Origin of the sequence: Ochrobactrum sp. Marseille-Q0166, assembly GCF_014397025.1 — a bacterium.
Lineage (GTDB): Bacteria > Pseudomonadota > Alphaproteobacteria > Rhizobiales > Rhizobiaceae > Brucella.
This window is the reverse complement of record NZ_JACJUO010000003.1, coordinates 47238-72903: the sequence shown is the minus strand read 5'-3', so window position 1 is coordinate 72903 and position 25666 is coordinate 47238. Positions and strand designations below refer to the sequence as shown.

The following is a 25666-nucleotide window of genomic DNA, read 5'->3' as shown; positions in this document are numbered from 1 at the left end:
ACCCTCATGAAAAGGTACAGTTTTTAAATATTGTCCCCAACTGTACCAGTACGGAGACGACATGGCGCCCACCCATAGATTGACCACTACTGCGGTTACGCTTGTGGAAACAATCACTGCGCACTTGAAGGAACAGATCGTTTCGGGTGCCTTGCTTTATGGAAACCGGCTGCTCTCCGTTCGCAAGGCAGCAAGTGAATTCAATGTATCGAAAAATACCGTCGTCGAAGCCTATGACCGTTTGGTGGCAGGCGGGTTCATTGCAGCCCGCAAGGGGTCTGGGTTTACCGTTGTTTTCGAACCCGACACAACAACGAACCAGCGGCCGAAACATGTCGCAGAAGCGGTGGATATTGCTTCTCTCCTCAGCGCACAGCTCGATCAGAGTTTCCAGATCCGGGTGGGAGACGGACGTCCGCCGCCTGCATGGACCGAGCAGTCGGAAATCAAACGTCATCTCATGATTCACGACCGGTCGCTGACAACCGATTCCGATGCTTATGGGTCGGCGCTGGGGTTTCCCCTGTTAAGGGAAAAGATTGCGCATCGCTTGAGGAGCCAGCATATTCACGCGGAAGAAGCGAATATCTTATTGAGTTTTGGCGCCAACCACGCGTTGGATCTCATTATTCGCGGCTTGCTTTCAGCCGGCGATACAGTCCTTGTTGATGATCCGGGTTACTACCCCTTGTTTGCTAAACTTGCCTTGGCGCAGATACGCATGGTTGGCGTACGCCGTACACCCGAAGGACCGGACATCAGTGATTTTAGCGAGAAGCTAAAATCCGAGCGGCCAAAGATGTTCTTCACCCAATCGCTGGGGCATAATCCAATGGGTAGTTCGATTACTCTACCCGTCGCCCACGCCATACTTGCGGCAGCGAGCACTCACGATATAATAATTGTCGAAGATGATCCATTTTGCGACCTTCCTCTGCCATCGGCGCACCGTTTAGCTACGCTGGATCAGGTCAATCGTGTGATCTCGGTGGGGACATTTTCAAAAACGTTATCAGCAAGCTTGCGTTCAGGTTTCATAGTCGCACGAGAAGATATCATCGCTGCGCTAGCTGAATTGAAGATGCTAACAACAGTCAACAGCTCCGGTCATATCGAACGGTTGCTTCACCGATTAATAGCGGAAGGCCATTACGACCGGCATTTGAAACGCCTTTGGCAGAGAATTGAAACAGCGTCAGACGAATTCCAACACAGAATCGATCAAGCCGGTTGGCAATGTTTTTCAAATGATGTCGGGGGATACTACAAGTATTTACTTTTACCAGCAGGTGTCAATGATCTCGAATTGGCCCGCGCCGGTGCCCAAGAGAGCATCTTCATCGCCCCCGGCAGCGTATTTTGTATCGATAAACAAAATCCCCTGGCAAGAGGCATACGCATCAACGTATCGCGAGCCCAAGACATGCGGTTCTATGACTTTCTTTTACGAATGCTTTAAATAGCCATTGGAAAGGCTCAGCCGTAAATTCCCAGCGGGTTAAAAACAACCTTATCTCCGCGCGCAATTACGCTGCCAGCACCGCAAAGACCTCTAATGGCGAGCAGTTATCGTTTACGAATTGCTTCTTGCGAATCATATATGCGACTTCAATACCCAATTGTCGCTAATGCTGAATGAAACGTTTTGAAGCGCATCATCGGTTTCGTGATCTGCTTGATAAAGTGATGGTCCTGCTGAGGATGTTGTCGAGATATTTGATCTGAAGAATTTCGATCACCTCGCCTTTGCCCGTGATTTTCAAGATACTGTTTACAGCGTAAGCCCCAGCCAGATTGGCGCCACTTTTTTCGATGACAACTTTCTTTGGAACGCCGTTGCCTGCGATTTTTTTTTAAATATGCGCGGTGCAGCGCTGAGATTTCGGCGTTCAGAGAGCATAAAGTTCAGAGTTTGAGCATCACGATCCACGGCCCGATAAAGATAGGTCCATTTCCCTTTGACTTTTATATAGGTCTCGTAAAAGCCATGAGCCTAGTGTTGGCTGTTTACGTCTTAGTGCCCGAGCCGTAATCTGGGGAGAGTATCGTACAGCCCAACGGTTTAATGTTGCACGGTCAACCTGTACGCCCCGCTCATCCATGATTTCTCGGAGATCACGATAGGAAACCGAATAACGGACGTAGAAGAAACCAGCATAGAGGATCACGCTTTTAGAAGAATGCGAGACTTTGAATGGACTACCACACCGTTATCTTCTCTTCATTATCGGCACCTAAAGCAAAATAATGCAAAAGAAGCGAAAAAATACGACAGAGCCCTTGAATTCGGCGCCCTCGCAGCATCACCAGATGGCGAAGTTAAAGGCCCCTTTCAGTCATTTCGAGCAGATTAATCTCTTCAATGAGGCGAATAGCGGCACGGGACATAATCTCGAGCTTTGTAGCGATTATGCAGGTACAAACCAGTGGTCGGCACTGCATGAGTTCGATCAGACCGGACATTTCAGACGGGCGCGTCGACCCGTAGCCACCGTTCCAACATCTGGCGCACCCTTATCAGCCGTCATGCTCATTGAAACCGATCTCCGCACTGGCCAACCATTTATGCGTCTAAACAAGTGATAATCGGGATATTCCGAAAGCTGTCGTAACCGGGGCAAATTTGTTGGCGCTTTGAGAATCTAGAGTAAGAGGCAAGAACAGCTGCGCTTCAACCCGACAGCTTTACGCGGGTGCGGCTCCAGTCCGTAGCTTGTTCTCGAAGTTTGAGGAAATCCAACCCCTTCAGATGAAGGGTGTCGATCTTCAGATCGGCATCATGTTGTTCATATTCATGACGATGTGAAACGTGGGCTAATTGCAGATGCAACAGAACCCATTGCCGCTTGTCATTTTTTGAAGTGAGGAGAGACTTAATCATCCGTAACATCCGGCCGCATGTCGCACAGCACTTCAAAGGCCTTGCTGTGAAACCAAGATCATGCGTTTTGCTGCTTATATAAATTCGAACGGTAATACCCCCTCGTTTGTCATCCGATACAGTAAGCACCATACTTTCAAGCACCGACTAGGCACGATCTCGAACTTCCACATCGATTCGAGTTTGAACGAGTGCGCTTGAGCGCCATATGTATCTTCAACTGAAAGATCTATTTTAATGCATAGTAATCACACCATCTATAAAAAATTCGTGTGCGCGCCAGGCTGCCGTATTATACCTTTGTTAAACTCGGCCTGAATTTAACCCATTTTTGTGTTTGACGCCGAACAGACCCAGCACATGTACGCTTTAAGTCTCAATGTAATTCCGTCTTCGTTTGGGTTAACTCGAAGAAGGTTGACTCAAAATAAGGCGAAACCAACAACTATCAAATATAGTTCACTCACTCTGCAATTTAATACAGCTGTGCGAAAGGTATCGCCAAATTGTTTGAAGCTGGCCGCACGGAACTAGCATGCGGCCATCGGCTCGCGCTTACAGGATTCACCCGTTTAGCCCGTGCCTCATGAGAAGAACGCAAACGGTAGTGATCTACCGGATATGTGAACCGGCTGCGTGTAACTGGTATTCCGTCACGCCATGTTTGCTTGTCAACAAGTAGGCAGGCTTGGTTGGCTTCAATCTGCAAGATTTTGCGAATGTCTTCATCCGCGCGTATAGCACGGATCGTATTATCCACTGTCGTGACAATCGTGTTGCGCAAAAACCAGAAACTTAGGGTAATAAGGGTGAAGTCCTGCTGAAGATAATCGGGAGCCTCAGCGCTATTCACGTATCGCTCTTCGATCTGGATCGGCGCTCCATCTTCCAGGTGCAAAAGCTTGGAATAAAAGACCTCGTTTTCCGGTGAGCTCTGCAACATTGTTGATTGCTGCTGAGAACTGACCCCGTGGGGGTGATATTTCCATTTATAATTGACCCATGTTTGAACCTTCCCTCATTTGTTTTTCAGCGAGGGCTATTGAGTGATCGACATGGCATTATTGAGCGTTATCCGACGGTGACATTACCGGGACGAACTATCGATCCGCGAGATTGCCCGACTAACAGGCCTATCGCGGAACACCATCCGCAAGTATCTGCGTCTCAATGGCGTTGAGCCAAAGTATCAGGTTCCGGATAGACCAAGCAAACTCGACCCATTTTCTGACCGACTGACAACGTGGTTAAAGTCGGAAGATCGCAAACCCCGCAAACAAAAGTGCATGGTCAAGCAGATGCACGCTGACCTTGTCGCTCTTGGCTATAAGGAATCATACAGTCGCGTTGCCACCTTTGCCCGCGAGTGGAAGGTCGATTTTCACATGCACAATCAGACATCGGGTCGGGGTACGTTCGTCCCTTTGACCTTGAGTAAGTCTCATCGAGGTTCTATTTGCGTCTGACCTGACGCTTCTTCCAATAAAATCGTTCAAGCAGTTTTGGGCTGAAGCAGATGAGCTGGCAATGCTTGGTTGAATGGTCCAGATCAATCCCACGCCCCGACATCATTTCCTTCAGATTGCGCAGGCTCAAGTTTTAAGCCGGGTACCATCGAACACACAGCAGGATGACAGATTTATCAAAATGGCGACCTTTAAACATCTAAAATACTCAGTTGATTAAAAGCCAAGATACTATCAGTCCATCCGTGAACGAAAAGTTTGCAACAAAACCGTGCATTCGACCGTATTTATCCAGCAACACGGACCAGACACAGGTTAGCCAAACGCAGTTAACCGCCCTCACCCAGAATCTCAATGCAACGCCGCGCAAGTGTCGTGGATTTAAGATACCCGCTGAGGTCTTTGCTTACATTTTGCAGGAAGCTGCATAATCAGATGTCCTCATCAACGGCATGATGCATTTGAGAAATACTTCTCCATATAACTGCAAAACCTAAAATTCAGCGACTTTGCCCCATACGCTGAGGTTCAGACGCTCTGGCTTGTAAGGGGTCGGGTCAATGATGGGCACTCGACCCAATATAACGTCAGCAATCATATGGCCTGCGCCGGGACCAATGCCGAAGCCATGACCGCTAAAACCTGCTGCCAGAATAAAGCCCGGAACTGTTTCAATCTCGCCGATCGCCGGTACACCATCCGGCGTACTATCAATATAGCCTGCCCAGCGATTGGCAATCGGAATACTAGCAAGCTCTGACAACAGATCACGTGCCCTATTATAGGTAAGAGTGATCTGACCTTCATCCGGCTTTGGATTCAGAATACGATTTCTTTCCATTGGTGTGACCTTATCCAGTGACCACTTGCTCAGCGTTTCATGGCCTGAGCACCAGCCCTGAATGCCACCCGGCGCAAGACTACGCCAGCGACGCGTGAACATAGGTATGAATTCGCGGCTGAAGCGCAATTGCTGAGGCGTCACATCCACCCGTGCTTTGCCACTGATTGCGAGTGTATAACCGCCATCAATGCGCCGCGTGAGCGATACCTGCGATGTATGCAACGCGTCCGGCAGTCCAATAGCACCCGGCGCAACAGACAAAATCGATGCACGGACCGCGGCCTGTGGAAAGCGAATACCAAGCTGATTGCAGAAGGACGATGCCCACGCTCCACCCGCCATCACCACGGTTTTCGTCTGTATTGTTCCAGCTTCTGTGACAACGCCACTGACGCGCCCGCCGCTTAACTCAATGCCGCGCGCCGCACAGTTCTGATGCACCGTCCCGCCAGCAGCTATAATACCACGTGCCACAATCGGAACTGCGCGTGAAGGATCGGCTATACCGTCAGTCGGCGAAAAAACGCCACCCTTCCATGCGCGTCCAGTCGCCTTACCACGCTCCGCCGCCTCAGCCGCGCTCAACATATGTGTGGTAACACCGACCGTCTTCGCGAAATCTCGCCAGCGGGCCCAGCCTGCAATTTCTGCTTCATCCTGTGAGAGATAGAGCAATCCGCAACGCCTGAAGCCAGGATACTCTCCGGTTTCTTCAGCAATTTTATCCCACAGATCAAGGCTTTTGGTTGCCATGGGGAGTTCACGGGCATCACGGTTCTGCTGGCGACACCAGCCCCAGTTACGGCTTGACTGTTCTGCGGCTATCCGACCTTTTTCGACGAGTGTAACTTTCATACCGCTGCGTGCCAGATAATAGGCGGTAAATACACCGACGACGCCACCACCGATAACAACAACGTCAGCTTCTTTAGGCAAGTTTGGGCTGGTTTCAATGTGCAATAGCGGTGCAGACATGTGCAGAACTCCGGTGTTTCGCATATTCTAATCCAGCCAACGTCGCGAGGTACATCGCAGTTCGCGTTTACACAGAATTTCATATGGTTTACTATAGTTTAGACAGGTGATTATTGCGTGCAAAACGTAGCTGCTTCGCATGATGACTGAATTTGGAAAACCGCAAGCTGTCCGATTGCAGCTTGGTACGAAAATGATAATAATCTAAAATCAGAGTACCGAATAAGTGGTTTTGACTATGAAGCTCGACAAAATTGACATCAGAATTTTATCCGAAATGCAAAAAAACGGGCGGATAACCAATGTCGAACTTGCTGAACTCGTCAATCTGTCACCCAGCCCTTGTCTGATGCGGGTGAAGAAACTTCAATCGGAAGGTTACATCACAGGATATTCCGCACAGATCAATGTGTCAAAGCTCGGGCAAACACTAACGGTATTCACTGAAGTCACCCTTAAAAATCATCGGCAAATCGACTTTGCACGGTTCTTGGCAACGGTTGAGAAAATCGATTCCGTTATCGAATGCCATCTCGTATCCGGCGGTTACGACTATCTGGTGAAATTCGTTACCGCCGGAATCGTCGAATATCAGACGATCATGGAACGCTTGATCGATATGGATGTCGGCATCGACAAATATTTCAGCTTCGTTGTGCTTAAATCACCGATTGTAAAAGCACACCTTCCACTTGATGTGATGTTCACCGAACAGAGCTAAAAAGCTTAGCTCTTCGTAAACTCACGAACGAGTTGTGGGTCTTGTTTCAGGCTATCGAGCCAGCCAGTATCGAGTTTCGGCACTGACGAGAACAAAAGCCGCGAGTAAGGATGGCTGGCCGCATCGCCCATCATATCGGGGCTTAGCTGCTCAACCTTTTTACCCGCATACATCACAACGACTTCATCACAGATCGCACGAACCGTAGAAAGATCATGGCTGATGAAGAGATAAGACAATGACAATTCGTGTTGCAGTTCTTTGAGCAAATCAATAATGGCTGCAGCAACCACTGTATCAAGCGCCGATGTGATTTCATCGCAGATGATCATCTTCGGATCGGCGGCAAGAGCGCGCGCGAGATTGATACGCTGCTTCTGCCCGCCCGATAATTCACCCGGCCTGCGATAGCGCAGATTGCTCGGTATCCGTACCATATCGAGTAGCTCGTCAATGCGGGCTTCCCGGCTTTTGCCGCTCATTCCATGATAAAAACTTAACGGACGCGCCAGAATGTCTGCAATCGACTTGGCCGGATTGAGCGCTGTATCCGCAAACTGGAAAACAATCTGCAATTCGCGCAGCTGTTCGCGACTGCGATAACGCAGATCACTTGGCATTTCCTTGCCTTCGAACAATATTTTACCGCGCGCCGCAGGCAAGATACCCGCAATAACGCGCGCAAGCGTAGACTTACCGCAGCCTGACTCCCCGATAATGCCAAGGTTCTGTCCACGCGACAGCTCAAGGCTGACATTGTTGACTGCGATCATCGCTGGTTCGGCGGATTTGCCAACCATGCCATAACCAGCAAGGACATTATCAACCACAAGAAGTGGTGCAGTTTTTTCAACTGCGGCCTTTTCAGGCTTTGCATGCAAAGCTGGTTCAAAGGCGGCAAGCAATTCCTGCGTGTAAGGATGCTGAGGGTTATGCAGAATATCCTGCGTAAGCCCCACCTCCTGCACCTCGCCGCCTTTAAGCACAACAATGCGATCTGCAATCTGTGCCACGACGGCCAGATCATGCGACACATAAACACCAGCGATGTGCTTCTTTTTCATCACCGATTTGAATGCACGCAGCACTTCAATCTGTGTCGTCACATCAAGTGCGGTCGTCGGCTCATCAAAGATCATAAGCTTTGGATCGCCAATGAGAGCCATAGCCGCTGACAATCGCTGCAACTGCCCGCCAGAAACCTGATGCGGATAGCGGTCACCGATTGTTTCAGGGTTTGGCAAAGCCAGCGCCTTAAACAATTCTTTGGACTTTTTACGTGCTTCCTCCTTCGACATCAGCTTATGGATTTTGGTTACTTCAATAACCTGATCCATAATGCGATGCACGGGATTAAAGGACGCTGCCGCACTTTGCGGTACATAGGAAACTTCAGTGCCGCGTTTTTTTGATCGTTTACGCTCCGAGAGTGTGACAATATCCTGCCTAGCAACAGCGATACTGCCCCCCACAATACGGCAGCCCGGACGCGTATAGCCCATCAATGTCAATGCGATTGTGGTCTTGCCTGAACCGCTTTCGCCAATGAGCGCTACGATTTCGCCTTCAGCAATCTCGAAACTGACATCGCGAATAATCTCTACTTTGCGACCTGAATCGGTCTTTGCATCGACACGAAGATTTTTGATCTCAACAAGATTGCTCATTCATTCGCTCCTGTCACGGATCTTCTGCGGGAGATTATCGATCAGCAGGTTAACGCTGATGGTGAGGCTCGCAATGGCAATCGAGGGGAATACGACCGCAGGCGCTGCAAAAGACAGCCCGCCAATGTTTTCCTTAACCAGTGCACCCCAGTCAGCATAGGGCGGTTGTACGCCCAGACCAAGAAACGACATACTCGATAACAGCAGAACGATGAACACAAAGCGCAGACCAAAATCAGCCAGTACCGGCCCGATAATACCGGGCAGAATTTCCGAGCGAATGAGATAGCCAATCTTCTCACCGCGTGCACGCGCTACCGTCACATAATCCATCGTATTGATGTTAATCGCCAATGCGCGCGCAAAGCGATAGCTGCCCGGCGTATAGATCACGGCCATTGTAATAATCAGGATCGCGATGGATGTTCCAACACCTGCGACGATCACAAGTGCCAGAATTTTGCTTGGGATGGATGTTAAGGCATCAAGAAAACGGCTGAGTGTTGAATCGAACCAACCGCCAATCACGGCTGCAGTCATGCCAAGTGTAACGCCAAAAAAGCAGGCTAAAAACACGGCAGCAAGCGAGATACCGACAGTGAACCGCGCGCCATAGATAATGCGCGAAAGCATATCGCGGCCAAGATAATCTGTCCCCAGGGGGAATTGCGCGCTCATCGGGCCGAAAAAGTCGAAATCAACAATCTCGCCAATTGGATGGGGCGCAATCCAAGGAGCGAAGATTGCTACCACTGCCCAGCCAAAGATAATCAGAAAGGAAACTGCGCCGACCAGATTAACTCGATAGCCGAAACGCGGGGACTTTGCTTTTCGCTGATTTGAGACGGAAGCAGTCATGATTATCGCAGCCTCGGGTTGGAAACGATAGCAATCAAATCGGCTATCGTGATGAGCAGAAGATAGCCAAAGCAGAAGATCATCGCGCAGGTCTGAATCAGAGGCAGATCTCGCGTTGCAACCGCATCAAGCATCAGCTTGGCTATGCCGGGATAATTGAAGATAGTTTCCACGATGATGACGCCACCCAGCAGATAAGACAGTGAAAGTGCAACAGCGTTAACGATAGGGCCGAGCGCATTGGGGAGCGCATGAACAACTACCATTCGGCTGCGTGAAGCACCTTTGAACAATGCCATTTCCACATAGGGCGTGTTGAGCGTCTCAAGGACTGCTGCACGTGTCATGCGGATCATCTGTGCTGATATCACAAAGCTCAGCGTAATGACTGGCATCGCAAAAACCTTGAGAAGCCCCCAGAACGATGTAACTTCATTGGCCATCGAAAGCGCTGGCAACCAGCCAAGATAAACCGCAAACACAATCACTGCGATGGTAGCAACCATGAATTCTGGCACGGAGATAACCGAAATCGTGATGATCGAAACAACACGGTCATAGATCGTGCCACGCATAATTGCGGCGGTAATGCCAAGAAACAATGCAATTGGTACTGAGATTGCAGCCGTCACACCGGCAAGCTTCAGCGAATTGACTAGCCGGTTGCCGATGAGGTCAGAAATCGGTACATTGTTGACGTAAGAAACACCAAGGTCACCGCGCAGCAAATTAACCAGCCAATAAAGAAAGCGCAGGAAAGCGGGCTGATCGAGGTTCATCGCATGACGAAGTCCGGCAACGGCTTCAGGTGTCGCCGCCTGCCCCAGAAGAATTTCAGCCACATCACCAGGAAGCATCGCTGTTGCAAAGAAAATCGTAAACGCAACAATCAGAAGCGTAACAAAAGCAACGACAAGACGTTTGGCGATGAGATTCAGCAGAGGCGACTTCATGGTCATGCGCAGCCCAATAGTTGGGGAAAACGATCAGTTCGGGCAAAGACGGCGTTTTGCCCGAACCCGAAGCAAGGATACCTAACGAAATGTCAGGCTTCCAGCCATGCATGTTCGGCAAATGTATAACCCATCATGCCGCCAAGCGGATTTGGCTCAAGGCCATTCAACTTCGGCGAAATCGCATCAACATTGGACATGAATACCGGGATGACCGTTCCAGCTTCGTTGGAGACCATGGCCTGCATATCGCCATAGATTGCCTTGCGCTTCGCTTCATCAAGCGAGCCGCGGGCTTCAAGCAGCATGGAGTCAAATTTCTCGGACTTGTACTGGCTCTCATTCCATGGCGCATCGGTCTTATAGAGCAGTGAGAACAGAATATCCGGTGTCGGACGAGCATTGATATTGCCGTAATGTACCGGATCTTTCAGCCAATGGTTTGACCAGTAGCCATCCGACGGCACACGATCAATGGTGATCTTCTGACCGATTGTCGAAGCTGCCTGCTGGAGAACCATTGCATAATCGAGCGATGACGATGCAGCTTCCGCAGCAGAGATCCGCATTTCCTGATTAAGCATGCCAGCTTTTTCAAGGAGCGACTTTGCGCGTTCTGGATCAAACTCGCGCTGCTTAAGCTCTGCATTGTAATATTTACTGGTCGCGGGAACCGGATGATCATTCGCGATTTCAGCAAGGCCGCGCAGTACGGATTTCTGAATAACTTCGCGATTAGTCAGATATTTCAGTGCTTCAGCAACGCCAGCCTTATCGCCCGGCGTCAAATCAAGACGGACATTCAGGTTGGTATAAGTGCCGAGCTTCGAGATAAAGAGCTTGGCAGCTGGGTTATTTTCAAGCACGCGTAGCGAGCGTGGATTGAGGTTCGCGCCAAGGTGAATATCGCCAGAAAGCACGGCGTTCATACGTGCGCTTTCGTCGGAGATTGCAAAGAACTCAAACGAGTCGAGATGTGGACCGTTGTTCTTCCAATAGTTCTCATTACGCGCAGCCATTGAGCGCACGCCCGGTTGGAATTCCTTACAAACAAATGGACCGGTGCCATTGCCCTTAGAGAAATCAGTCGTACCGTCAGCAACGATCATGAAATGATGCAGTGCCAGAATTGTTGGCAAATCGGCATTCGCATCTTGAAGCGTGATCTCAACGGTTGTGTCATCAACCTTCTTTACACCCGTGATCTGCTTGGCAATCGCATTGACCTTGGAGCCCACGGCGGGATCAAGGTGGCGAGTAATCGAGAAAACGACATCATCCGCAGTCAGTGACTTGCCGTCATGGAACGTAACACCCTTGCGCAGCTTGACGGTCCAGACCTTCGCATCCGAACTTTCAACGCTTTCGGCCAGTTCCATCTCAGTTTCGCCCTGACCATTGAGGAATGTCAGGCGGTTATAGAACGCGCAGCAGCGAACATAATCGGTCGCATTGGAAGCCTTGGCGGGATCAAGCGTATCGGCGGTGGAGGCGCTAAAACCAGCAGCCTTGATGAAGCCACCCTTAACCGGGGTCGCAGCATATGCAGATGTTGCACGACCAAGGATCGTCGACCCAGCTGCAACTGCTACGCCACCCATAAGCATCATCTGCAACAATTCACGCCGGGTTGCCCCGCGACGAATTGCATTTTCAATCATCCGGTCGTCGGAAGAAGTCCAGTTGGTTATCTTCTCGCTCATGGCAGTTCCCCTTGTTAAAGTTGCATCCGGTGCTCCGGTTTATAGTCACCGGCTTCACCTTGGGCTCATTGCGGTTTCAGAAATACGGTCGTTAACTACACCTCGTTGCAATGTGAGTTCGAGAGGCTTTTTGGATCGGGTTGACCCGGCATTTGGCCGGTATAATCCAAGGCTTCGCCTTTTATCCTCACCTTTGGCAGCTCTGACAGTGTGTTACAGAGATGCGCGTAAATTGCGCTGAATTGGTGAAGAGCAACAGCATAATATTGCGAATCTCATAGACTTACGAAATTCTTGCTCGCAACTAAGCTGCTGCTCGTCAAACTCATCCCTTCATTGCTGCACGCACGTCTTCATCAGCAAGTGTCTGATCAAGCGTTATGCGCGTGCGTTCGATGATTGCGTCGATATCTTCGTCAGTGCAACAAAGCGGCGGCGCATAGCCAAGAACACCATTCGCAAAAGCACGGATGACGAGGCCATTATCCCATGCACGATCAAAAATACGGCGTGCCGGATCAGCCGCAGCCGGAAGTGGCGTCTTTTTTTCCTTGTCCGTAACAAGCTCGATTGCTGCCAGCATACCGCGACCACGAACATCACCAACCAGCGGATGATCTGCCAAACCATGCAAACCAGCCATGAGGCGCTCACCAGCCTTACGGCCATTTTCTAGCAACCCAGCTTCATAAAGGCGCAGACATTCTAGGCCGACTGCCGCACTGACTGGGTGTGCCGAATAGGTATAGCCGTGACCGACTGCCGATTTGCCTGCACCATCAGCTATCGTATTGTAAACATGCTCGGACATGAACACGGCCCCCATCGGCACATAGCCCGAGGTCAGTCCCTTGGCCGTGGTGATGAAATCCGGCACAACATCATCTTCAGAACACGCAAACAGCGGACCCGTACGGCCAAAGCCGGTGATCACTTCATCGGCGATGAACAGAACATCATATTCCTTGCAAAGCGCATGCATTGCCTTGAGCCAGCCAGTCGGTGGTACCAGCACACCGCCCGAACCCTGAATAGGCTCAACATAAAATGCTGCAACACGCTCTGCACCAAGCTCTTCAATTTTTGCACGAAACGCTCCAACCGATGCGTCGATGATTGCCTGCGGATCAGCGCCAACCGGATTGCGATAAGCGTAATGCGATGGAATTTTGTGCTGCCAGTCATATGGCACACCAAAGCCCGCATGAAATGCCGGAAGTGCGGTCAGGCCAGAACCAGCCGTTGAGGAGCCATGATAGCCATATTCAACCGAAATGAATTGGTCTTTCTGCGGCGTACCCTTCGCATGGTAATAATAGCGAATAAAGCGGATTGTGCTGTCAATCGCGTCCGACCCGCCAAGCGTAAAATAGACGTGGTTGAGATCACCCGGCGCGCGGTCTGCCAGTTCAGCAGCCAAACGAATGGCAGGCTCTGAACCAAGACTGAAATAGCCAGTTGCATAGGGAAGCTCTTGCAACTGCTTTGTCGCCGCTTCAACGATGCTATCCTGACCATAGCCAAGATTCACGCACCAAAGACCGGCAAAACCATCAAGCAGCTTATGGCCCGATGCATCGGTCACAGTAGCACCCTTGCCCGACTTCAGAACACGGACGCCAGCGGCTTCGTGACTGCGGAATGATGATACCGGATGCACCAGATGGGCGCGATCAAGTTCGATCAGCGAATTGCTCAGCATAATATTCTCCAAATCAACCTAGTGCCTGATTTACAAGCGCATATGTGCGGTATTCAGTACCGCTTTGTTCTTCGACTGGCCCAACGGCGCGGCGCATCGGTATTCCGCCGCCAACATGAACCAGCCCGCGTTCAGTCAGCCAATCGGCGAGGCCCGTCGCAATATTCGTATCCACGCGGACGAATTCACCCATATGTTTTGAAAGTAGAAAATCGATCAACGCACGCGCATCGTCGCCGTTCTTCGCAACAACCGGGCCGATAACACGACCTCGACCAAAGGGGCGAATCCCAGCAAATGCCTCAACCTCATCACCCTTGCGGATGACAGCGAACTGCGCGCTTTCATTCAACAATTGCATGATGTTCGAGCGATTATGGCCGGTTGCGACACGATCCATCTCGATCAGACGCGCAAAGTCATCGCTTTTAGTCCAGAAAACATTGTCTGGCGCATCGACCTTTGCAGCCAGACCCTGATGCTGAATAATTTCGCCAATCGCCACAAAACCGAGCTTTTCATAAAGCGGCAAGCCATCCTGCGTTGCGACCAGCAAACAAGTGCGCCCGCTTGCAGCATCCAGTGCCGCTTGCATCAGCTTGCGACCAAGCCCACGTCCGCGCATCGCTTCATCGACAATAACCATATTGACGGTTGCAACATCAGCGCCCAACGGCGTCGACATTGCGGTACCAACGACGGTTCCGTCTTCAAGTGCAACAACACCATTGCTGAGTGCTAGCACGAAGGCCCAGTCTTCGCGGCGATGCGGCCAGCCTGCCTGTTGAGACAAAACAACTGCGCCATCAAGATGATCCTGTGTCATTGTTTCAAGAGTGATTGGCGATGCGGTCATGACGGTTTCCGAGCATGGTTCTTCATAGACTCAGATTAGAATGAGGTTTGCAGCAGTTCATCCTGACCAGCATCGATATCCTGATGGTTTTCACTGTCCTTTGATAGCGCCGCCGCATCTTATGCCGTGCCCCATATCAAATAACGGCTAAAACCAATCACTCTCGCCCACATCAACGTCGCCCAGACGAAACTCTCTGCCAAAGCGTGATCGAGATACGAAACAATCTGCTTTGCACGGATATGAAAGCAGTGATTAGTCCATTCACCGCTCATTATGATGTATGAGAACGGCACAGCAGTGCCCGCAAGGCTTGGAAGGATCAAATCATGGCCCAGTTTAGACCAAAATACATCACCTTCGATTGCTACGGCACACTGACCAATTTCCAGATGGCGGAAGCCGCACGCGATCTTTATGGCGAACAGCTTAATAAAGAACAGATGCACCAATTCATCAAGAATTTTGCTGCCTATCGTCTTGATGAAATCCTCGGCGACTGGAAGCCTTATAATGAAGTCGTGCATAATGCGATTGAACGCACCTGTAAGAAGAACAATGTAACGTTTAAGACCGAAGACGCACGCACAGTTTATGAGCGCGTTCCAACTTGGGGACCACATGCGGATGTGCCAGCCGGTCTTTCCAAGGTTGCAAAGGAAATACCGCTCGTCATTCTTTCAAACGCCATGAACGAGCAGATTCACCACAATGTCGACAAGCTCGGTGCACCATTTCATGCCGTTTATACAGCACAGCAGGCACAGGCATACAAGCCGCGCTTCAAGGCATTTGAATATATGCTCGACCAGCTCAACGCCAACCCGGAAGACATTCTGCATGTCTCGTCATCATTCCGCTATGACCTGATGTCGGCACATGATCTTGGTATCAAAAACAAGGTCTGGGTCAATCGCGGTCACGAGCCAGCAAATCCTTATTACGGCTATGCCGAAATCAAAGATATTTCCGGTCTCGCCGGTGTCGTTGGACTGTAAATAAGGCATAGCAAGATGCAATTTAAACCCTACTGGCACGATACCACACCGCCTTTCACCGATGCGGAAAAGAACCCGCCGGAAGGGCATTATGATGTCGCCATCATCGGCGGAGGTTTTACCGGCCTTTCGGCTGCATTGCATCTCGCCAAAGCGGGCAGCCGCGTTGCTGTCTTTGAAACAGGGCTTGTTGGCTCCGGCGCTTCAGGGCGCAATGGCGGGCATCTCAACAATGGCCTCGCGCATAGCTTTATCGCGGCAAAACAACACCTTGGCGCAGAACGCGCCAAGGCTCTCTACAAAGCCTTTGACGCTTCCGTTGACACGATTGAACGCATCGTTGCAGAGGAAAATATCGATTGTTCCTTCCGACGCGCAGGCAAGCTGAAACTGGCTTCAAAGCCAGCCCATTTTGATGCACTTGCGCGCAATTTTGAAGCTATTCATACAGAAGTTGATCCCGACACAGCTTTGCTGCGCGCCGATCAGCTTTCAGGCGAAGTCGGATCCAATGATTTTCATGGTGCCATGCTTTCCAAGAAAAGCGCCATGATGCATATGGGGCGCTATGTGACTGGCTTGGCTGCGGCAGCAGCACGTCACGGTGCTTTCATTTTTGAAAACACCACGGTCCAAGAGCGCAAAAAAACGGGCAGCAAGCAGCAGATCGTCACGTCGCGCGGCACTGTAAGCGCTGATAACGTCATTCTGGCAACCGGTGCCTATACGACCGACAGTTTCTCCTATTTCCGCAAACGTATCATTCCGGTCGGCAGTTTCATCATCGCAACCCGACAAATGACACAAAGCGAAATTGCCGCCACTATGCCCGGCAACCGCACTTATGTGACGTCGATGAATATCGGCAATTACTTCCGGCTGGCACCCGATAACCGGATGATTTTTGGCGGTCGCGCACGCTTCTCGACGACCTCAGACCAGCAATCCGACAACAAAAGCGGTGCAATTTTACGCGACAGCCTCGTCAAGATTTTCCCACATCTTGCCAATATTGAAATCGATTATTGCTGGGGTGGGCTCGTTGACATGACGCAGGATCGCTATCCGCGCGCAGGCTTTGCCGATGGCGTGTGGTATGCCATGGGCTATTCGGGCCATGGCGCACAGATGTCCACCCAGATGGGCATCTATCTTGCCGATGCGATCCTCGGACGCGGCGACAAAAATCCAATTTCCGGTCTCGATTGGCCAACCATTCCGGGCTATTCCGGCAAACCATGGTTTTTGCCGATGGTGGGCTTTTATTATAAAATGCTCGACAAGTTTCAGTAATCAAAAAAGGGCGGATTAACCGCCCTTTTCTTTTGTCTTAAAGCCCACCAACGTGCAGCGTTTTGATTTCCAGATACTCATCAATACCGAGCTTCGATCCTTCACGGCCAAGCCCGGACTGTTTGATGCCGCCAAAAGGCGCGACTTCGGTTGAAATCAGCCCCGTATTCAAACCAACCATCCCGAATTCCAGCGCTTCCGCGACACGCCAAGAGCGCTTGAGGTTCTCAGTAAAGAAATATGCCGCCAGACCAAAAGGCGTTCCGTTCGCAATTTCAATAGCCTCTTCTTCCGTTTCAAAACGGAAAAGTGGTGCGACCGGGCCAAAGGTTTCCTCCGATGCAAGCAGCATGTCGATTGTAGCGTCACCCAGAACAATCGGACGTGCATATTGACGACCTTCCGGCATTATTTCGCTTTGTCCAAGAATTTTTGCACCGCGTCCCAAAGCATCGCTCACATGACGCTCGATCTTTTCAATCGCTGAATGATTGATCATCGGACCAATCACAACGCCTTCTTCGGTGCCAACGCCAACTTTCATCTGCGCAACACGGCTTGAAAGTTTGGCTGCGAAGGCATCATAAATGCCAGTCTGGACGAGAATGCGGTTTGAGCAAACGCATGTCTGTCCACCGTTACGGAATTTAGAGGCGATAGCGCCTTCAACCGCCTGATCCAGATCAGCATCGTCAAACACGATGAATGGCGCATTGCCACCAAGCTCTAAGCTCAAGCGCTTGATGCTGTCGGCAGCACCTTTCATCAGCAGCGAACCCACACGCGTTGAACCCGTAAACGAAATTTTGCGCACGGTTTCATTGGCCATCAGTTCATTGCCAATTTCCGTTGGCATGCCGGTAACGATATTGATGACACCAGCAGGTATCCCTGCCCGCTCAGCAAGAACGCCAAGTGCGAGTGCAGAAAATGGCGTGAACTCCGAAGGCTTGATGACAACGGTACAACCAGCAGCCAAAGCAGGTGCTACCTTGCGGGTGATCATCGCATTCGGGAAATTCCACGGTGTGATGATCGCACAAACACCTACGGCTTCTTTCAATACAAGAATACGGCGATCTGCAGTTGGCGAAGGAATGCTGCCGCCATCAATGCGACGCGCTTCTTCAGCGAACCATTTAACAAAGGATGCGCCGTAGCGGATTTCGCCCAGTGCTTCATTGAGCGGCTTACCCTGCTCCAATGTCAGCAGAAGAGCAAGATCCTGCTCATGCTCGACCATCAACGCAAACCAGCGTTCAAGTAGAGCTGCACGCTCAGCATGGGTTTTCTTTTTCCATGGCTTGAAAGCTTCCGCAGCAGCGTCGATTGCCGCGCGCGTTTCCTTGGCCCCCATATCGGGGATCGTACCCAAAGTGCTGAGGCTTGCAGGATTGGTAACATCGACAGTTGCGCCGGAGGCTGCATCTTGCCAAATGCCACCAATAAGACCCTGTTGGCGGAAAAGACTCTGTTCTTTTAACATTTATATGTTCCCTTATTATGCCAGCGCGCCGAGCACGGCCTGCGTAATCGCATCCGTCTTGTCTTTGCCCGAAACCGTTCCGATACCCTTACCCGTCGCTTCTTCAATTGCTGCCATCACATCTTTTGCAGCCTGGTGCTCTCCAAGATGCTCAAGCATCATCGCACCCGACCATATCGCTGCAATTGGATTGGCAATGCCAAGATGCGCAATGTCGGGCGCAGAGCCATGAACCGGCTCGAACATCGAAGGTGCTGAACGATTCGGATTGATATTGGCAGACGCCGCATAGCCAAGACCGCCTTGAATAGCAGCACCCAGATCAGTCAAAATATCGCCAAAGAGATTGGAGGCAACGACCACATCAAGGCTTTCCGGCGCCATGACCATGCGTGCCGCCATGGCATCAATATGATAGTGGGAGACCTCAACATCGGGATATTCTTTGGCAACATCCTTTGTCACTTCGTCCCAAAAAACCATCGAATATTTCTGCGCATTGGATTTTGTCACCGAGGCCAGCTTCTTGCGGCGTAAACGTGCCTGCTCAAAACCAAAGCGGATAATACGCTCAACACCTGTGCGTGTGAAAATCGCAGTTTCGACCGCAACTTCATCCTTGGTCCCGGAATGCACACGCCCACCAGCCCCCGAATATTCACCCTCCGTATTTTCACGAATGCAAAGAATATCAAAGCCTTCCGAACGAAGCGGGCCGGTTACACCCGGCAACAGTCGATGGGGGCGAATATTGGCATATTGCACAAAGGCTTTGCGGATCGGCAGCAACAATCCGTGTAGCGACACCGAATCTGGCACTTCGGCTGGCCAGCCAACCGCACCAAGATAAATCGCATCGAACTTGCGCAACGTCTCGATACCGTCTGCTGGCATCATTGCGCCGGTCTCATGATAATATTCGCAGGACCACGGGAAGCTGGTGCCTTCCAATGCAAATCTATTGCGCTTTGCCGCCTGCTGCAAAACTTGCCATGTCGCATCGGTTACGCTTTTGCCGATGCCATCGCCCGGAATGAGTGCAATCGAATAGGTTGCCATTCGTCGTTCCCTTATAAATCTATGAGTACGCTTTTCGTTTTGCGGTTCGCAAGATAGGCGTCACGGCCAAGATCTTTGCCAATGCCAGAGCTTTTATAGCCGCCAGTCGGCAGGATATGATCCCGCGAACGGCCATAGCGATTGACCCAGATCGTTCCTGCTTGCAAAGCCTTGGTGACACGCAACGCACGAGACAAATCTCGGGTGAAAAGACCTGCTGCCAATCCATAAGTCGGATGGTCGGCAAGCGCTAATGCCTCATCTTCGTCTTTGAATGTCTGAAGTGTCAGCACAGGACCGAATATTTCTTCGGTCACAGCTGGGGAGTTTTTATCGACACCACGAAGTAGCGTTGGCTCGTAAAAATAGCCCTCACAATCCATTCGCTTGCCACCGACAACGCTTTCTGCGCCAAGGCTGACAGCCTTCTGCACAATCTTATCAATACGACAAATCTGGCGTTCGGAGATGATTGGAGAATATTGGGTATTCTCGTCCCACGTCACGCCCGGCTTGATATACGCCATATGACGCGCAATCGCCTCGCTCAATGCATCCGCAATTTCTTCCGCAACGATCAGACGCGAACCCGCGACACAGGCCTGTCCGGCATTGGAGATGACACCTCGCGTGATAGCAGCTGCGGCTAGTTCAAGATCAGCATCAGCAAAGACTACCTGCGGACTTTTACCGCCAAGTTCCAGCGTCATAGGCTTGATGCCGGTGCGCGCAATATTCTCCATGATCGCCGCACCTGCTGCCGTCGACCCAGTAAAACTCACCTTGGAAATATCGTGATGCCCGGTAATCGCATTGCCGGTGGTTGGCCCATCCCCGAGAACGATGTTGATGAGCCCTGCTGGAATGCCGGCTTTTACTGCGAGTTCCGCTATATAAAGCGTGGTAAACGGCGTTATTTCAGATGGCTTGAGGACAACAGCATTGCCTGCAGCAAGCGCCGGTCCCAGCTTCCAGCCAGCCATCGAGATCGGGAAATTCCACGGTGTAATCGCACCAATCACACCATAAGGCTCGCTCAAGGTCATGCCGAACGTGCTGGTGCTGGTTGGCACAACTTCGCTGCCTTCCTTGTCGGCAAATTCTGCAAAGAAGCGGATTTGCTCGGCAGTGACGGCTATATCGCCTTCGATGAGATGGGCGATTGGGCGTGTTGATGAAACAGCTTCCATGCGCGCCAGCGTCATCGCTTCCTGCTCGATCAGATCGGCCCAACGATGCATGGCATTGAGCCGTTCACGCGGACGGCTGTCAGCCCAGCCACTGGTTTTCAAAGTGGCCTTGGCATTCTCGACGGCGCGATCGACCAATGCATCATCCGCAATCGGACAATCGCCATAGGCTTTACCGTCCGATGGCCGGTGCATTTCCATCGCGCCGGTAGCTTCCACGCGCTCCCCGCCAATATAATGATAAAATGGCAGTTTAATCGTTTCAGGATCAAAGCTTAATGTCATGGCGCACCTCGCACTTTCTATGATGAAAGATTAGAGCCACACGCGCCGCATTTTTGATTGAGAATAACCCGCCTGACGGCTTTGAATCGCGTCAGACGGGTTTAAAGCGGCGGATTATTCTGGATACGAAATGCTTATTCGTAAACGCAAAGATAAATTTTACGTACGGTTTCAATCGTGCGCCATACACCAACAAAGCCCGGCTTCATGACAAAGCTGTCGCCTGCACGATAGGTCTTAGTTTCGCCATCCTTCTCTTCAATTTCGACAAGGCCGGACAGAATGTGGCAAAACTCTAATGTTGTGCCCTTGATAGAATGCGTTTCGCCCGGTGTTGCCTCCCAAACGCCTGTTAGAACCTTATCGCTTTTCGACGCATCCTGCGCCCATGTCTTAAACGATGGCGTGCCAGAGATCAGGCGGTCTTCAGTAGGCAGCGCCTCTTTCGGTGCGAAATCTGGATTTGGATCGATGGTAATCAAAAGTGACATGATGGTTCCCTTCATTTAATAGCCAAGTTTGCGATCGATCAGACCGATCAGTTCTTTTCCAACTAGATGGCGCTGAATGTTTTCAATGACGGATTTCGCAGCCGTATGCGGTTGCGTGACAGATGCAACGTGCGGCGTGATCAGCACTTTCGGATGCGACCAAAGCGGGTGCCCAGATGGAAGCGGTTCGGGATAAGTCACATCAAGCATAGCCGCCGCAAGATGACCGCTATCGAGTGCCTCAATCAGTGCATTTTGATCAAGCTGTGGCCCGCGCCCGGTATGCAATAATCGTGCACCATTTGGCAGCGAAGCAAACAAGTCTGCATTCAGAATGCCGCGTGTTTCATCGGTCAGCGGCAGCAAGCAAATCAGAATATCTGTTTGGCGCAGAAAGCTCGCAAACTGGTCTTCGCCGCAAAAACAAACAACGCCTTCAATGTGTTTCTGGCTGCGGCTCCAACCGGAAAGCGGAAACTGAAATGGCTTGAGCCGTTCGATTGCGGCTTGCGCCAGCATACCAAGTCCTAAAAAGCCAATTCGTCGTTCTGATGCTTGCGGTGTCGCAATGGCGTGCCATGTTTGCGCCTGCTGTTGTTGGCGATAGGCAATTGCTTCACGATGCAATGTCAGCACACCTAGCGCCACATATTCCTGCATCATGCGAATGATGCCGTCTTCAACCATGCGAACGAGCTTCACATGCTCAGGCACGCTGCCGGGCTTGAACTGATCAACGCCAGCTCCAATCGAAAACAGAATTTCGAGATTACGATAGCGCGCAATATCATCAGGGGCGACCCAGCTAATCAGAAAGCGAATTTTATCAGGATCAACCTCATCGCCAGCCTGAAAAAACTCGATGTCCGGCAGCGCTTTTGAAAACGCTTCACGAAAAACAGCACCACGGACTACATCGGAATTGAAAAGAAACGCCATGATTGCTTCCGATTAAGAGGTAAGGCGCGTGGCAAGATTCTCAATCATCTTCTGGCACGCATGCAGCTCGTTGATTTCGATATATTCATTGGGGCGATGGGCGCGGCTGATATCACCGGGACCGCAGATGATTGCGTCAATGCCTGCTTGCTGGAACAATCCCGCCTCCGTACCATAGCTCACGGCGGCAAGTGTATCCTGCCCCGTAAGCTCAACCATCAACTGAGAAAGCGCGCTATCATCTGAAAGAGAGAGTGCAGGATAAGCGCTTAATTCATGACAAAGTACCTTAAACCCGCAATCCCGCAGGGCAAATAGTTCTGCTTTAACTGGCTCCAGCAATTCGGTTGGCGATATGCCGGAAATGGCACGCACCTCGATATCGGCTGTGCAACGATCAGGAATGATATTAACCGCCTGTCCGCCAGAGATGACGCCAAACTGCAACGATGAATAAGGCGGCTCAAAACTCTTATCGAAAGGCCCGCTTTCCAGCGTTTGACCGTAAGCAGTTGCTTTTGCAATCACGCCAGCCATGGCGTGAACGGCATTCAACCCAAGATCGGGACGCGATGAATGGCCCGAGCGCCCAATGACTTCCAACCGAGCTGCAGCCTTTCCTTTATGCGCACGCACAGCCTGCATGCGGCTTGGCTCACCGATAATGGCACCCAGCGGCTTGGCACAAAGATCAGGAAGCGCTGCAAGCAAATGCGGCACACCACGACAGCCCGCTTCTTCGTCATAAGAAAAAGCCAGGTGCAAGGGTTTTTGCAACGAACGAGAGGCGAGCATCGGCAGAGCAACAAGCGCACAAGCCAGAAAGCCCTTCATGTCTGACGTCCCGCGCCCGTACAGTCTGTTGCCATCTGTATGCAGCTCAAACGGATCAGTCGTCCATTCAGACTCTCCCGCGGGAACCACATCCGTATGACCAGAAAGAATGTAACCCGGCACATCACGGGGGCCGATAGTGATAAAAAGATTTGCCCTGTCACCTTCAGGTCCGAGCAAAATCGATACGTCAGCACCCGCAGACTTAGCGTAAGAACTGATCCAGCCAACAATCGCATTATTGGGAGTGCCAACAACCGATGGAAAGCCGATCAAAGCTGCAAGGATTTCTTCGACGTTCATAAATACCACATTCAAAGTCAGACCTTCGGATTTCTATCAGAATATGTTGTTGGGGCAGTGTTCCGTGCCGAATATGCTGCAGGTTCAAACAAAGATTGTGAATAGCGGCGATCAAGCAGCTAATTATGCGGAGGTATTTATGGAATAATGCGGCAAAATACCCCTGCCCAAAGCATTGCATTGCGCGGCAGGATCAAAACACTGTGTCTTGAGAGCTGAATGTCCGCAAGTCGAGCTTGGGCAGCGGGTAAGGATCGGATTGGCTGATATGCAAAAATCAGTACGGCTGAAATCGTTTGAATTGATCGCACATGACATAGCAGATGTGGACAAGAGCCTACTTCATGGTCTTTCGATGGGTGTTCGCTGGCCACATCGCCCGAATGATTGGGATCTCATGTTGAAAACCGGGCAAGGGCTGGTCGCCATTGACGGGATCGGTCGGGTATTCGGTAGCGCTATGTGGTTTCCTTACGGTGACGATTTCGCAACTATTGGCATGGTCATCACCTCCCCTCGCACACAAGCGCAAGGCAATGGTCGCTGGTTAATGGAACAGGTGCTGGAGCGATGCAAAGGTCGCAATCTCAGCCTAAATGCAACCCAAGCCGCGTATAACCTTTACCTGTCGCTTGGCTTTACCGATGAGGCGACAGTTTATCAGCATCAGGGAGAAGTCGGGCTCGAACTTCCGGCCATACCAGCGCCCAATGGAGAACTTATAGCCCTTTCAGCAGAGGAAATCGAAAAGGTCTCCAAGATCGACTGCAAAGCCTTTGGCACAAACCGTATGCACTTGCTTAAGCTCATCTCCGACACGGCTGATATTTACGGCTTAAAGAGAAACGATGAGATTATCGGCTATTCCTTTTGTCGCGAATTTGGTCGCGGGAAAGTTATTGGCCCCATCGTTGCAAGCAACGACGAAGATGCCATTCAATTGACCGCAGTCCACCTGAAAAATCTTAAAGGCAAATTTGCGCGCGTTGATACGCGTGAAAAAACTGGCCCATTCGCCGACTTCTTAGAGCAATGCCGCCTCGGTGTGTACAGCACGGTAACAACCATGTCGAAGGGCAAACTGTTTTTGAACAGAGGGGCGAACAAGCCTTGGATTTACGGGCTATCAGCCCATGGCTGGGGCTGATAGCCCATTCAGCTAGACTCACCAGACTTTAAGGCCTCTTGAAGCCCAAGTGATGGATACATCGCTATAATAGCACTAATATCATCCATCAACTCTGTGATAAGCCAGTCCCGAACCTGCGCCACGATGGGGCGAACAGGCTTGTCACGCAGACGCACAAGATGACATTTGCGATGTGTTGGTAGTAGCCGATTTTGGGCTGGGATTAATGCGTTTGTCCGCAGCCAGTGCGCAACGACATTTAACCAGCCAATCGCCACGCCTTGCCCCAGCAATGCGGCCTGCACAACTATGGCATAGTCAGAGAAAAGCATTTCAGCGTGAGCTGCATGACCCCGCGCGGGCAGAAAAAAATCCGGCCAGTTCGGCTGCGCTTCACTGAGATTGATAAGCGTTGTCACAGGCTGATCAAGAACCGAAGCCGCCTCATCATGCTCTCTTTGATAAGTCGAGCTACAAATCGGAACAAGAATTTCGGGCATAACGAAAGTGGCTTCGTGATTATCATCGCCACCTTCTACAAATCTCATACCGAGATCTACGTCGTTCACTGGGCCAGCCAACGGTCCCATGATCAGCTCGAACCTTAGATCAACGCCAGGAAAAGTCTTCTTAAAAGCTGCCATACGCGGCATCACCCAATGCGTTGTGAAGCCCGTTGAAAGCGAGAGCGTTACCGTCTGAACACCCTGTTTGCGGTCGCTGATTTCTCTTAATGCCTGTTCAATACCAGCGAAGCCTCGGTCAATCGCATCATGTAAAATCTTACCGTACTCGGTCAGCGTGACACCACTCGTCGTACGAATGAAAATCTGCACGTCCAGATGCTCTTCAAGTCGCCCGATCATACGACTGATAGCGGCAGGCGTCACATTCAGCTCCTGTGCCGCTTTGGAAAAATTTCCATGCCGCGCTGCTGCCTCTAATGTGAAAAGGCCATTCATCGAAGGAAGAGCGCGTCGCAAAATCATCATTACATTTTGTAACATCGCCTCAAGCTTTTTTCAATTGCGCC

The 25666-nt window shown here is 50.9% G+C and carries 21 protein-coding genes and 4 pseudogenes; 7 read left to right on the top strand and 18 right to left on the bottom strand.

Annotation, left to right across the window (positions count from 1 at the left end; all coding sequences use genetic code 11):
* Positions 1-61 precede the first annotated feature (61 nt).
* Positions 62-1459: a PLP-dependent aminotransferase family protein gene (locus H5024_RS18900; RefSeq protein ID WP_187548771.1), complete on the top strand. Its 1398-nt coding sequence runs from the start codon at positions 62-64 to the stop codon at positions 1457-1459.
* Positions 1460-1526: 67 nt separating this feature from the next.
* Here the strand turns inward: H5024_RS18900 and H5024_RS18895 are convergent.
* Positions 1527-2168 (bottom strand): annotated as a pseudogene (locus H5024_RS18895) (IS6 family transposase).
* A 142-nt stretch (positions 2169-2310) separates the two neighbouring features.
* Here H5024_RS18895 and H5024_RS21385 point away from each other — a divergent pair.
* Positions 2311-2583, top strand: coding sequence for a hypothetical protein (locus tag H5024_RS21385; protein ID WP_247875388.1), 273 nt, complete (start codon positions 2311-2313; stop codon positions 2581-2583).
* 88 nt (positions 2584-2671) lie between these two features.
* Here the strand turns inward: H5024_RS21385 and H5024_RS18885 are convergent, their stop codons facing one another.
* Together H5024_RS18885 and H5024_RS18880 are read right to left on the bottom strand one after the other, a co-directional pair.
* Positions 2672-2881, bottom strand: coding sequence for a hypothetical protein (locus H5024_RS18885; protein ID WP_187548769.1), 210 nt, complete (start codon positions 2879-2881; stop codon positions 2672-2674).
* A gap of 475 nt (positions 2882-3356) precedes the next feature.
* A pseudogene (locus tag H5024_RS18880) lies at positions 3357-3833 on the bottom strand (UTRA domain-containing protein); the annotation flags it as partial.
* 154 nt (positions 3834-3987) lie between these two features.
* Here H5024_RS18880 and H5024_RS21380 point away from each other — a divergent pair.
* Positions 3988-4308, top strand: a pseudogene (locus H5024_RS21380) (IS21 family transposase); the annotation flags it as partial.
* A gap of 28 nt (positions 4309-4336) precedes the next feature.
* Here the strand turns inward: H5024_RS21380 and H5024_RS18875 are convergent.
* Both H5024_RS18875 and H5024_RS18870 read right to left on the bottom strand, forming a co-directional pair.
* A pseudogene (locus H5024_RS18875) lies at positions 4337-4546 on the bottom strand (IS6 family transposase); the annotation flags it as partial.
* A gap of 294 nt (positions 4547-4840) precedes the next feature.
* Positions 4841-6166, bottom strand: a complete 1326-nt coding sequence (locus H5024_RS18870) for an FAD-binding oxidoreductase (protein ID WP_187549108.1) — start codon at positions 6164-6166, stop codon at positions 4841-4843.
* Positions 6167-6404: 238 nt separating this feature from the next.
* On the opposite strand from H5024_RS18870, the gene H5024_RS18865 reads away from it, so the two are divergent.
* Complete coding sequence (locus tag H5024_RS18865) at positions 6405-6887, top strand: Lrp/AsnC family transcriptional regulator (protein ID WP_187548768.1); 483 nt, start codon at positions 6405-6407, stop codon at positions 6885-6887.
* Positions 6888-6892: 5 nt separating this feature from the next.
* On the opposite strand, the gene H5024_RS18860 is transcribed toward H5024_RS18865, so the two are convergent.
* The 6 genes from H5024_RS18860 to H5024_RS18835 form a co-directional block, all read right to left on the bottom strand.
* Positions 6893-8554: an ABC transporter ATP-binding protein gene (locus H5024_RS18860; protein ID WP_187548767.1), complete on the bottom strand. Its 1662-nt coding sequence runs from the start codon at positions 8552-8554 to the stop codon at positions 6893-6895.
* Positions 8555-9412: an ABC transporter permease gene (locus H5024_RS18855; RefSeq protein ID WP_187548766.1), complete on the bottom strand. Its 858-nt coding sequence runs from the start codon at positions 9410-9412 to the stop codon at positions 8555-8557. It abuts the gene before it with no gap.
* A gap of 2 nt (positions 9413-9414) precedes the next feature.
* Positions 9415-10365, bottom strand: coding sequence for an ABC transporter permease (locus H5024_RS18850; protein ID WP_187548765.1), 951 nt, complete (start codon positions 10363-10365; stop codon positions 9415-9417).
* Positions 10366-10457: 92 nt separating this feature from the next.
* Positions 10458-12068, bottom strand: coding sequence for an ABC transporter substrate-binding protein (locus H5024_RS18845; protein ID WP_187548764.1), 1611 nt, complete (start codon positions 12066-12068; stop codon positions 10458-10460).
* A 325-nt stretch (positions 12069-12393) separates the two neighbouring features.
* Complete coding sequence (locus H5024_RS18840; protein WP_187548763.1) at positions 12394-13770, bottom strand: aspartate aminotransferase family protein; 1377 nt, start codon at positions 13768-13770, stop codon at positions 12394-12396.
* Between the two features lie 13 nt (positions 13771-13783).
* Complete coding sequence (locus H5024_RS18835; protein ID WP_187548762.1) at positions 13784-14626, bottom strand: GNAT family N-acetyltransferase; 843 nt, start codon at positions 14624-14626, stop codon at positions 13784-13786.
* Positions 14627-14955: 329 nt separating this feature from the next.
* Here H5024_RS18835 and H5024_RS18830 point away from each other — a divergent pair, with 329 nt between their 5' ends.
* Together H5024_RS18830 and H5024_RS18825 are read left to right on the top strand one after the other, a co-directional pair.
* Positions 14956-15624: a haloacid dehalogenase type II gene (locus H5024_RS18830; protein WP_187548761.1), complete on the top strand. Its 669-nt coding sequence runs from the start codon at positions 14956-14958 to the stop codon at positions 15622-15624.
* Between the two features lie 15 nt (positions 15625-15639).
* Complete coding sequence (locus H5024_RS18825; RefSeq protein WP_187548760.1) at positions 15640-16917, top strand: FAD-binding oxidoreductase; 1278 nt, start codon at positions 15640-15642, stop codon at positions 16915-16917.
* A 37-nt stretch (positions 16918-16954) separates the two neighbouring features.
* Here the strand turns inward: H5024_RS18825 and H5024_RS18820 are convergent, their stop codons facing one another.
* The 6 genes from H5024_RS18820 to argE form a co-directional block, all read right to left on the bottom strand.
* A complete protein-coding gene (locus H5024_RS18820; protein WP_187548759.1) occupies positions 16955-18403 on the bottom strand; it encodes an NAD-dependent succinate-semialdehyde dehydrogenase in 1449 nt (482 codons plus the stop codon).
* 15 nt (positions 18404-18418) lie between these two features.
* Positions 18419-19462, bottom strand: a complete 1044-nt coding sequence (locus H5024_RS18815; RefSeq protein ID WP_187548758.1) for a tartrate dehydrogenase — start codon at positions 19460-19462, stop codon at positions 18419-18421.
* A gap of 11 nt (positions 19463-19473) precedes the next feature.
* Positions 19474-20937, bottom strand: a complete 1464-nt coding sequence (locus H5024_RS18810; protein ID WP_187548757.1) for an aldehyde dehydrogenase family protein — start codon at positions 20935-20937, stop codon at positions 19474-19476.
* A gap of 134 nt (positions 20938-21071) precedes the next feature.
* On the bottom strand, positions 21072-21428 hold the full coding sequence (locus H5024_RS18805; RefSeq protein ID WP_187548756.1) for a cupin domain-containing protein: 357 nt from the start codon (positions 21426-21428) through the stop codon (positions 21072-21074).
* A 15-nt stretch (positions 21429-21443) separates the two neighbouring features.
* Positions 21444-22367, bottom strand: a complete 924-nt coding sequence (locus H5024_RS18800) for a glyoxylate/hydroxypyruvate reductase A (protein WP_187548755.1) — start codon at positions 22365-22367, stop codon at positions 21444-21446.
* 12 nt (positions 22368-22379) lie between these two features.
* A complete protein-coding gene (argE, locus tag H5024_RS18795) occupies positions 22380-23504 on the bottom strand; it encodes an acetylornithine deacetylase (RefSeq protein ID WP_187548754.1) in 1125 nt (374 codons plus the stop codon).
* Between the two features lie 268 nt (positions 23505-23772).
* Between argE and H5024_RS18790 the strand changes: the two genes are divergently transcribed.
* A complete protein-coding gene (locus H5024_RS18790) occupies positions 23773-24651 on the top strand; it encodes a GNAT family N-acetyltransferase (RefSeq protein WP_187548753.1) in 879 nt (292 codons plus the stop codon).
* Between the two features lie 8 nt (positions 24652-24659).
* On the opposite strand, the gene H5024_RS18785 is transcribed toward H5024_RS18790, so the two are convergent.
* Positions 24660-25625 (bottom strand): LysR family transcriptional regulator, encoded by a 966-nt coding sequence (locus tag H5024_RS18785; RefSeq protein WP_187548752.1) that lies wholly within the window; start codon positions 25623-25625, stop codon positions 24660-24662.
* Between the last annotated feature and the right edge of the window lie 41 nt (positions 25626-25666).

Excerpts from the sequence above, each read along its gene's own strand:
- H5024_RS18825 (WP_187548760.1), top strand. The coding sequence starts at position 15,640 with ATGCAATTTAAACCCTACTGGCACGATACCACACCGCCTTTCACCGAT.
- H5024_RS18840 (WP_187548763.1), bottom strand. The coding sequence starts at position 13,770 with ATGCTGAGCAATTCGCTGATCGAACTTGATCGCGCCCATCTGGTGCAT.
- H5024_RS21385 (WP_247875388.1), top strand. The coding sequence starts at position 2,311 with ATGGCGAAGTTAAAGGCCCCTTTCAGTCATTTCGAGCAGATTAATCTC.
- H5024_RS18785 (WP_187548752.1), bottom strand. The coding sequence starts at position 25,625 with ATGATGATTTTGCGACGCGCTCTTCCTTCGATGAATGGCCTTTTCACA.
- H5024_RS18805 (WP_187548756.1), bottom strand. The coding sequence starts at position 21,428 with ATGTCACTTTTGATTACCATCGATCCAAATCCAGATTTCGCACCGAAA.
- H5024_RS18790 (WP_187548753.1), top strand. The coding sequence starts at position 23,773 with ATGCAAAAATCAGTACGGCTGAAATCGTTTGAATTGATCGCACATGAC.
- H5024_RS18900 (WP_187548771.1), top strand. The coding sequence starts at position 62 with ATGGCGCCCACCCATAGATTGACCACTACTGCGGTTACGCTTGTGGAA.
- H5024_RS18860 (WP_187548767.1), bottom strand. The coding sequence starts at position 8,554 with ATGAGCAATCTTGTTGAGATCAAAAATCTTCGTGTCGATGCAAAGACC.
- H5024_RS18835 (WP_187548762.1), bottom strand. The coding sequence starts at position 14,626 with ATGACCGCATCGCCAATCACTCTTGAAACAATGACACAGGATCATCTT.
- H5024_RS18870 (WP_187549108.1), bottom strand. The coding sequence starts at position 6,166 with ATGTCTGCACCGCTATTGCACATTGAAACCAGCCCAAACTTGCCTAAA.
- H5024_RS18830 (WP_187548761.1), top strand. The coding sequence starts at position 14,956 with ATGGCCCAGTTTAGACCAAAATACATCACCTTCGATTGCTACGGCACA.
- H5024_RS18850 (WP_187548765.1), bottom strand. The coding sequence starts at position 10,365 with ATGAAGTCGCCTCTGCTGAATCTCATCGCCAAACGTCTTGTCGTTGCT.
- argE (WP_187548754.1), bottom strand. The coding sequence starts at position 23,504 with ATGAACGTCGAAGAAATCCTTGCAGCTTTGATCGGCTTTCCATCGGTT.
- H5024_RS18885 (WP_187548769.1), bottom strand. The coding sequence starts at position 2,881 with ATGATTAAGTCTCTCCTCACTTCAAAAAATGACAAGCGGCAATGGGTT.
- H5024_RS18865 (WP_187548768.1), top strand. The coding sequence starts at position 6,405 with ATGAAGCTCGACAAAATTGACATCAGAATTTTATCCGAAATGCAAAAA.
- H5024_RS18815 (WP_187548758.1), bottom strand. The coding sequence starts at position 19,462 with ATGGCAACCTATTCGATTGCACTCATTCCGGGCGATGGCATCGGCAAA.
- H5024_RS18855 (WP_187548766.1), bottom strand. The coding sequence starts at position 9,412 with ATGACTGCTTCCGTCTCAAATCAGCGAAAAGCAAAGTCCCCGCGTTTC.
- H5024_RS18810 (WP_187548757.1), bottom strand. The coding sequence starts at position 20,937 with ATGACATTAAGCTTTGATCCTGAAACGATTAAACTGCCATTTTATCAT.
- H5024_RS18800 (WP_187548755.1), bottom strand. The coding sequence starts at position 22,367 with ATGGCGTTTCTTTTCAATTCCGATGTAGTCCGTGGTGCTGTTTTTCGT.
- H5024_RS18845 (WP_187548764.1), bottom strand. The coding sequence starts at position 12,068 with ATGAGCGAGAAGATAACCAACTGGACTTCTTCCGACGACCGGATGATT.
- H5024_RS18820 (WP_187548759.1), bottom strand. The coding sequence starts at position 18,403 with ATGTTAAAAGAACAGAGTCTTTTCCGCCAACAGGGTCTTATTGGTGGC.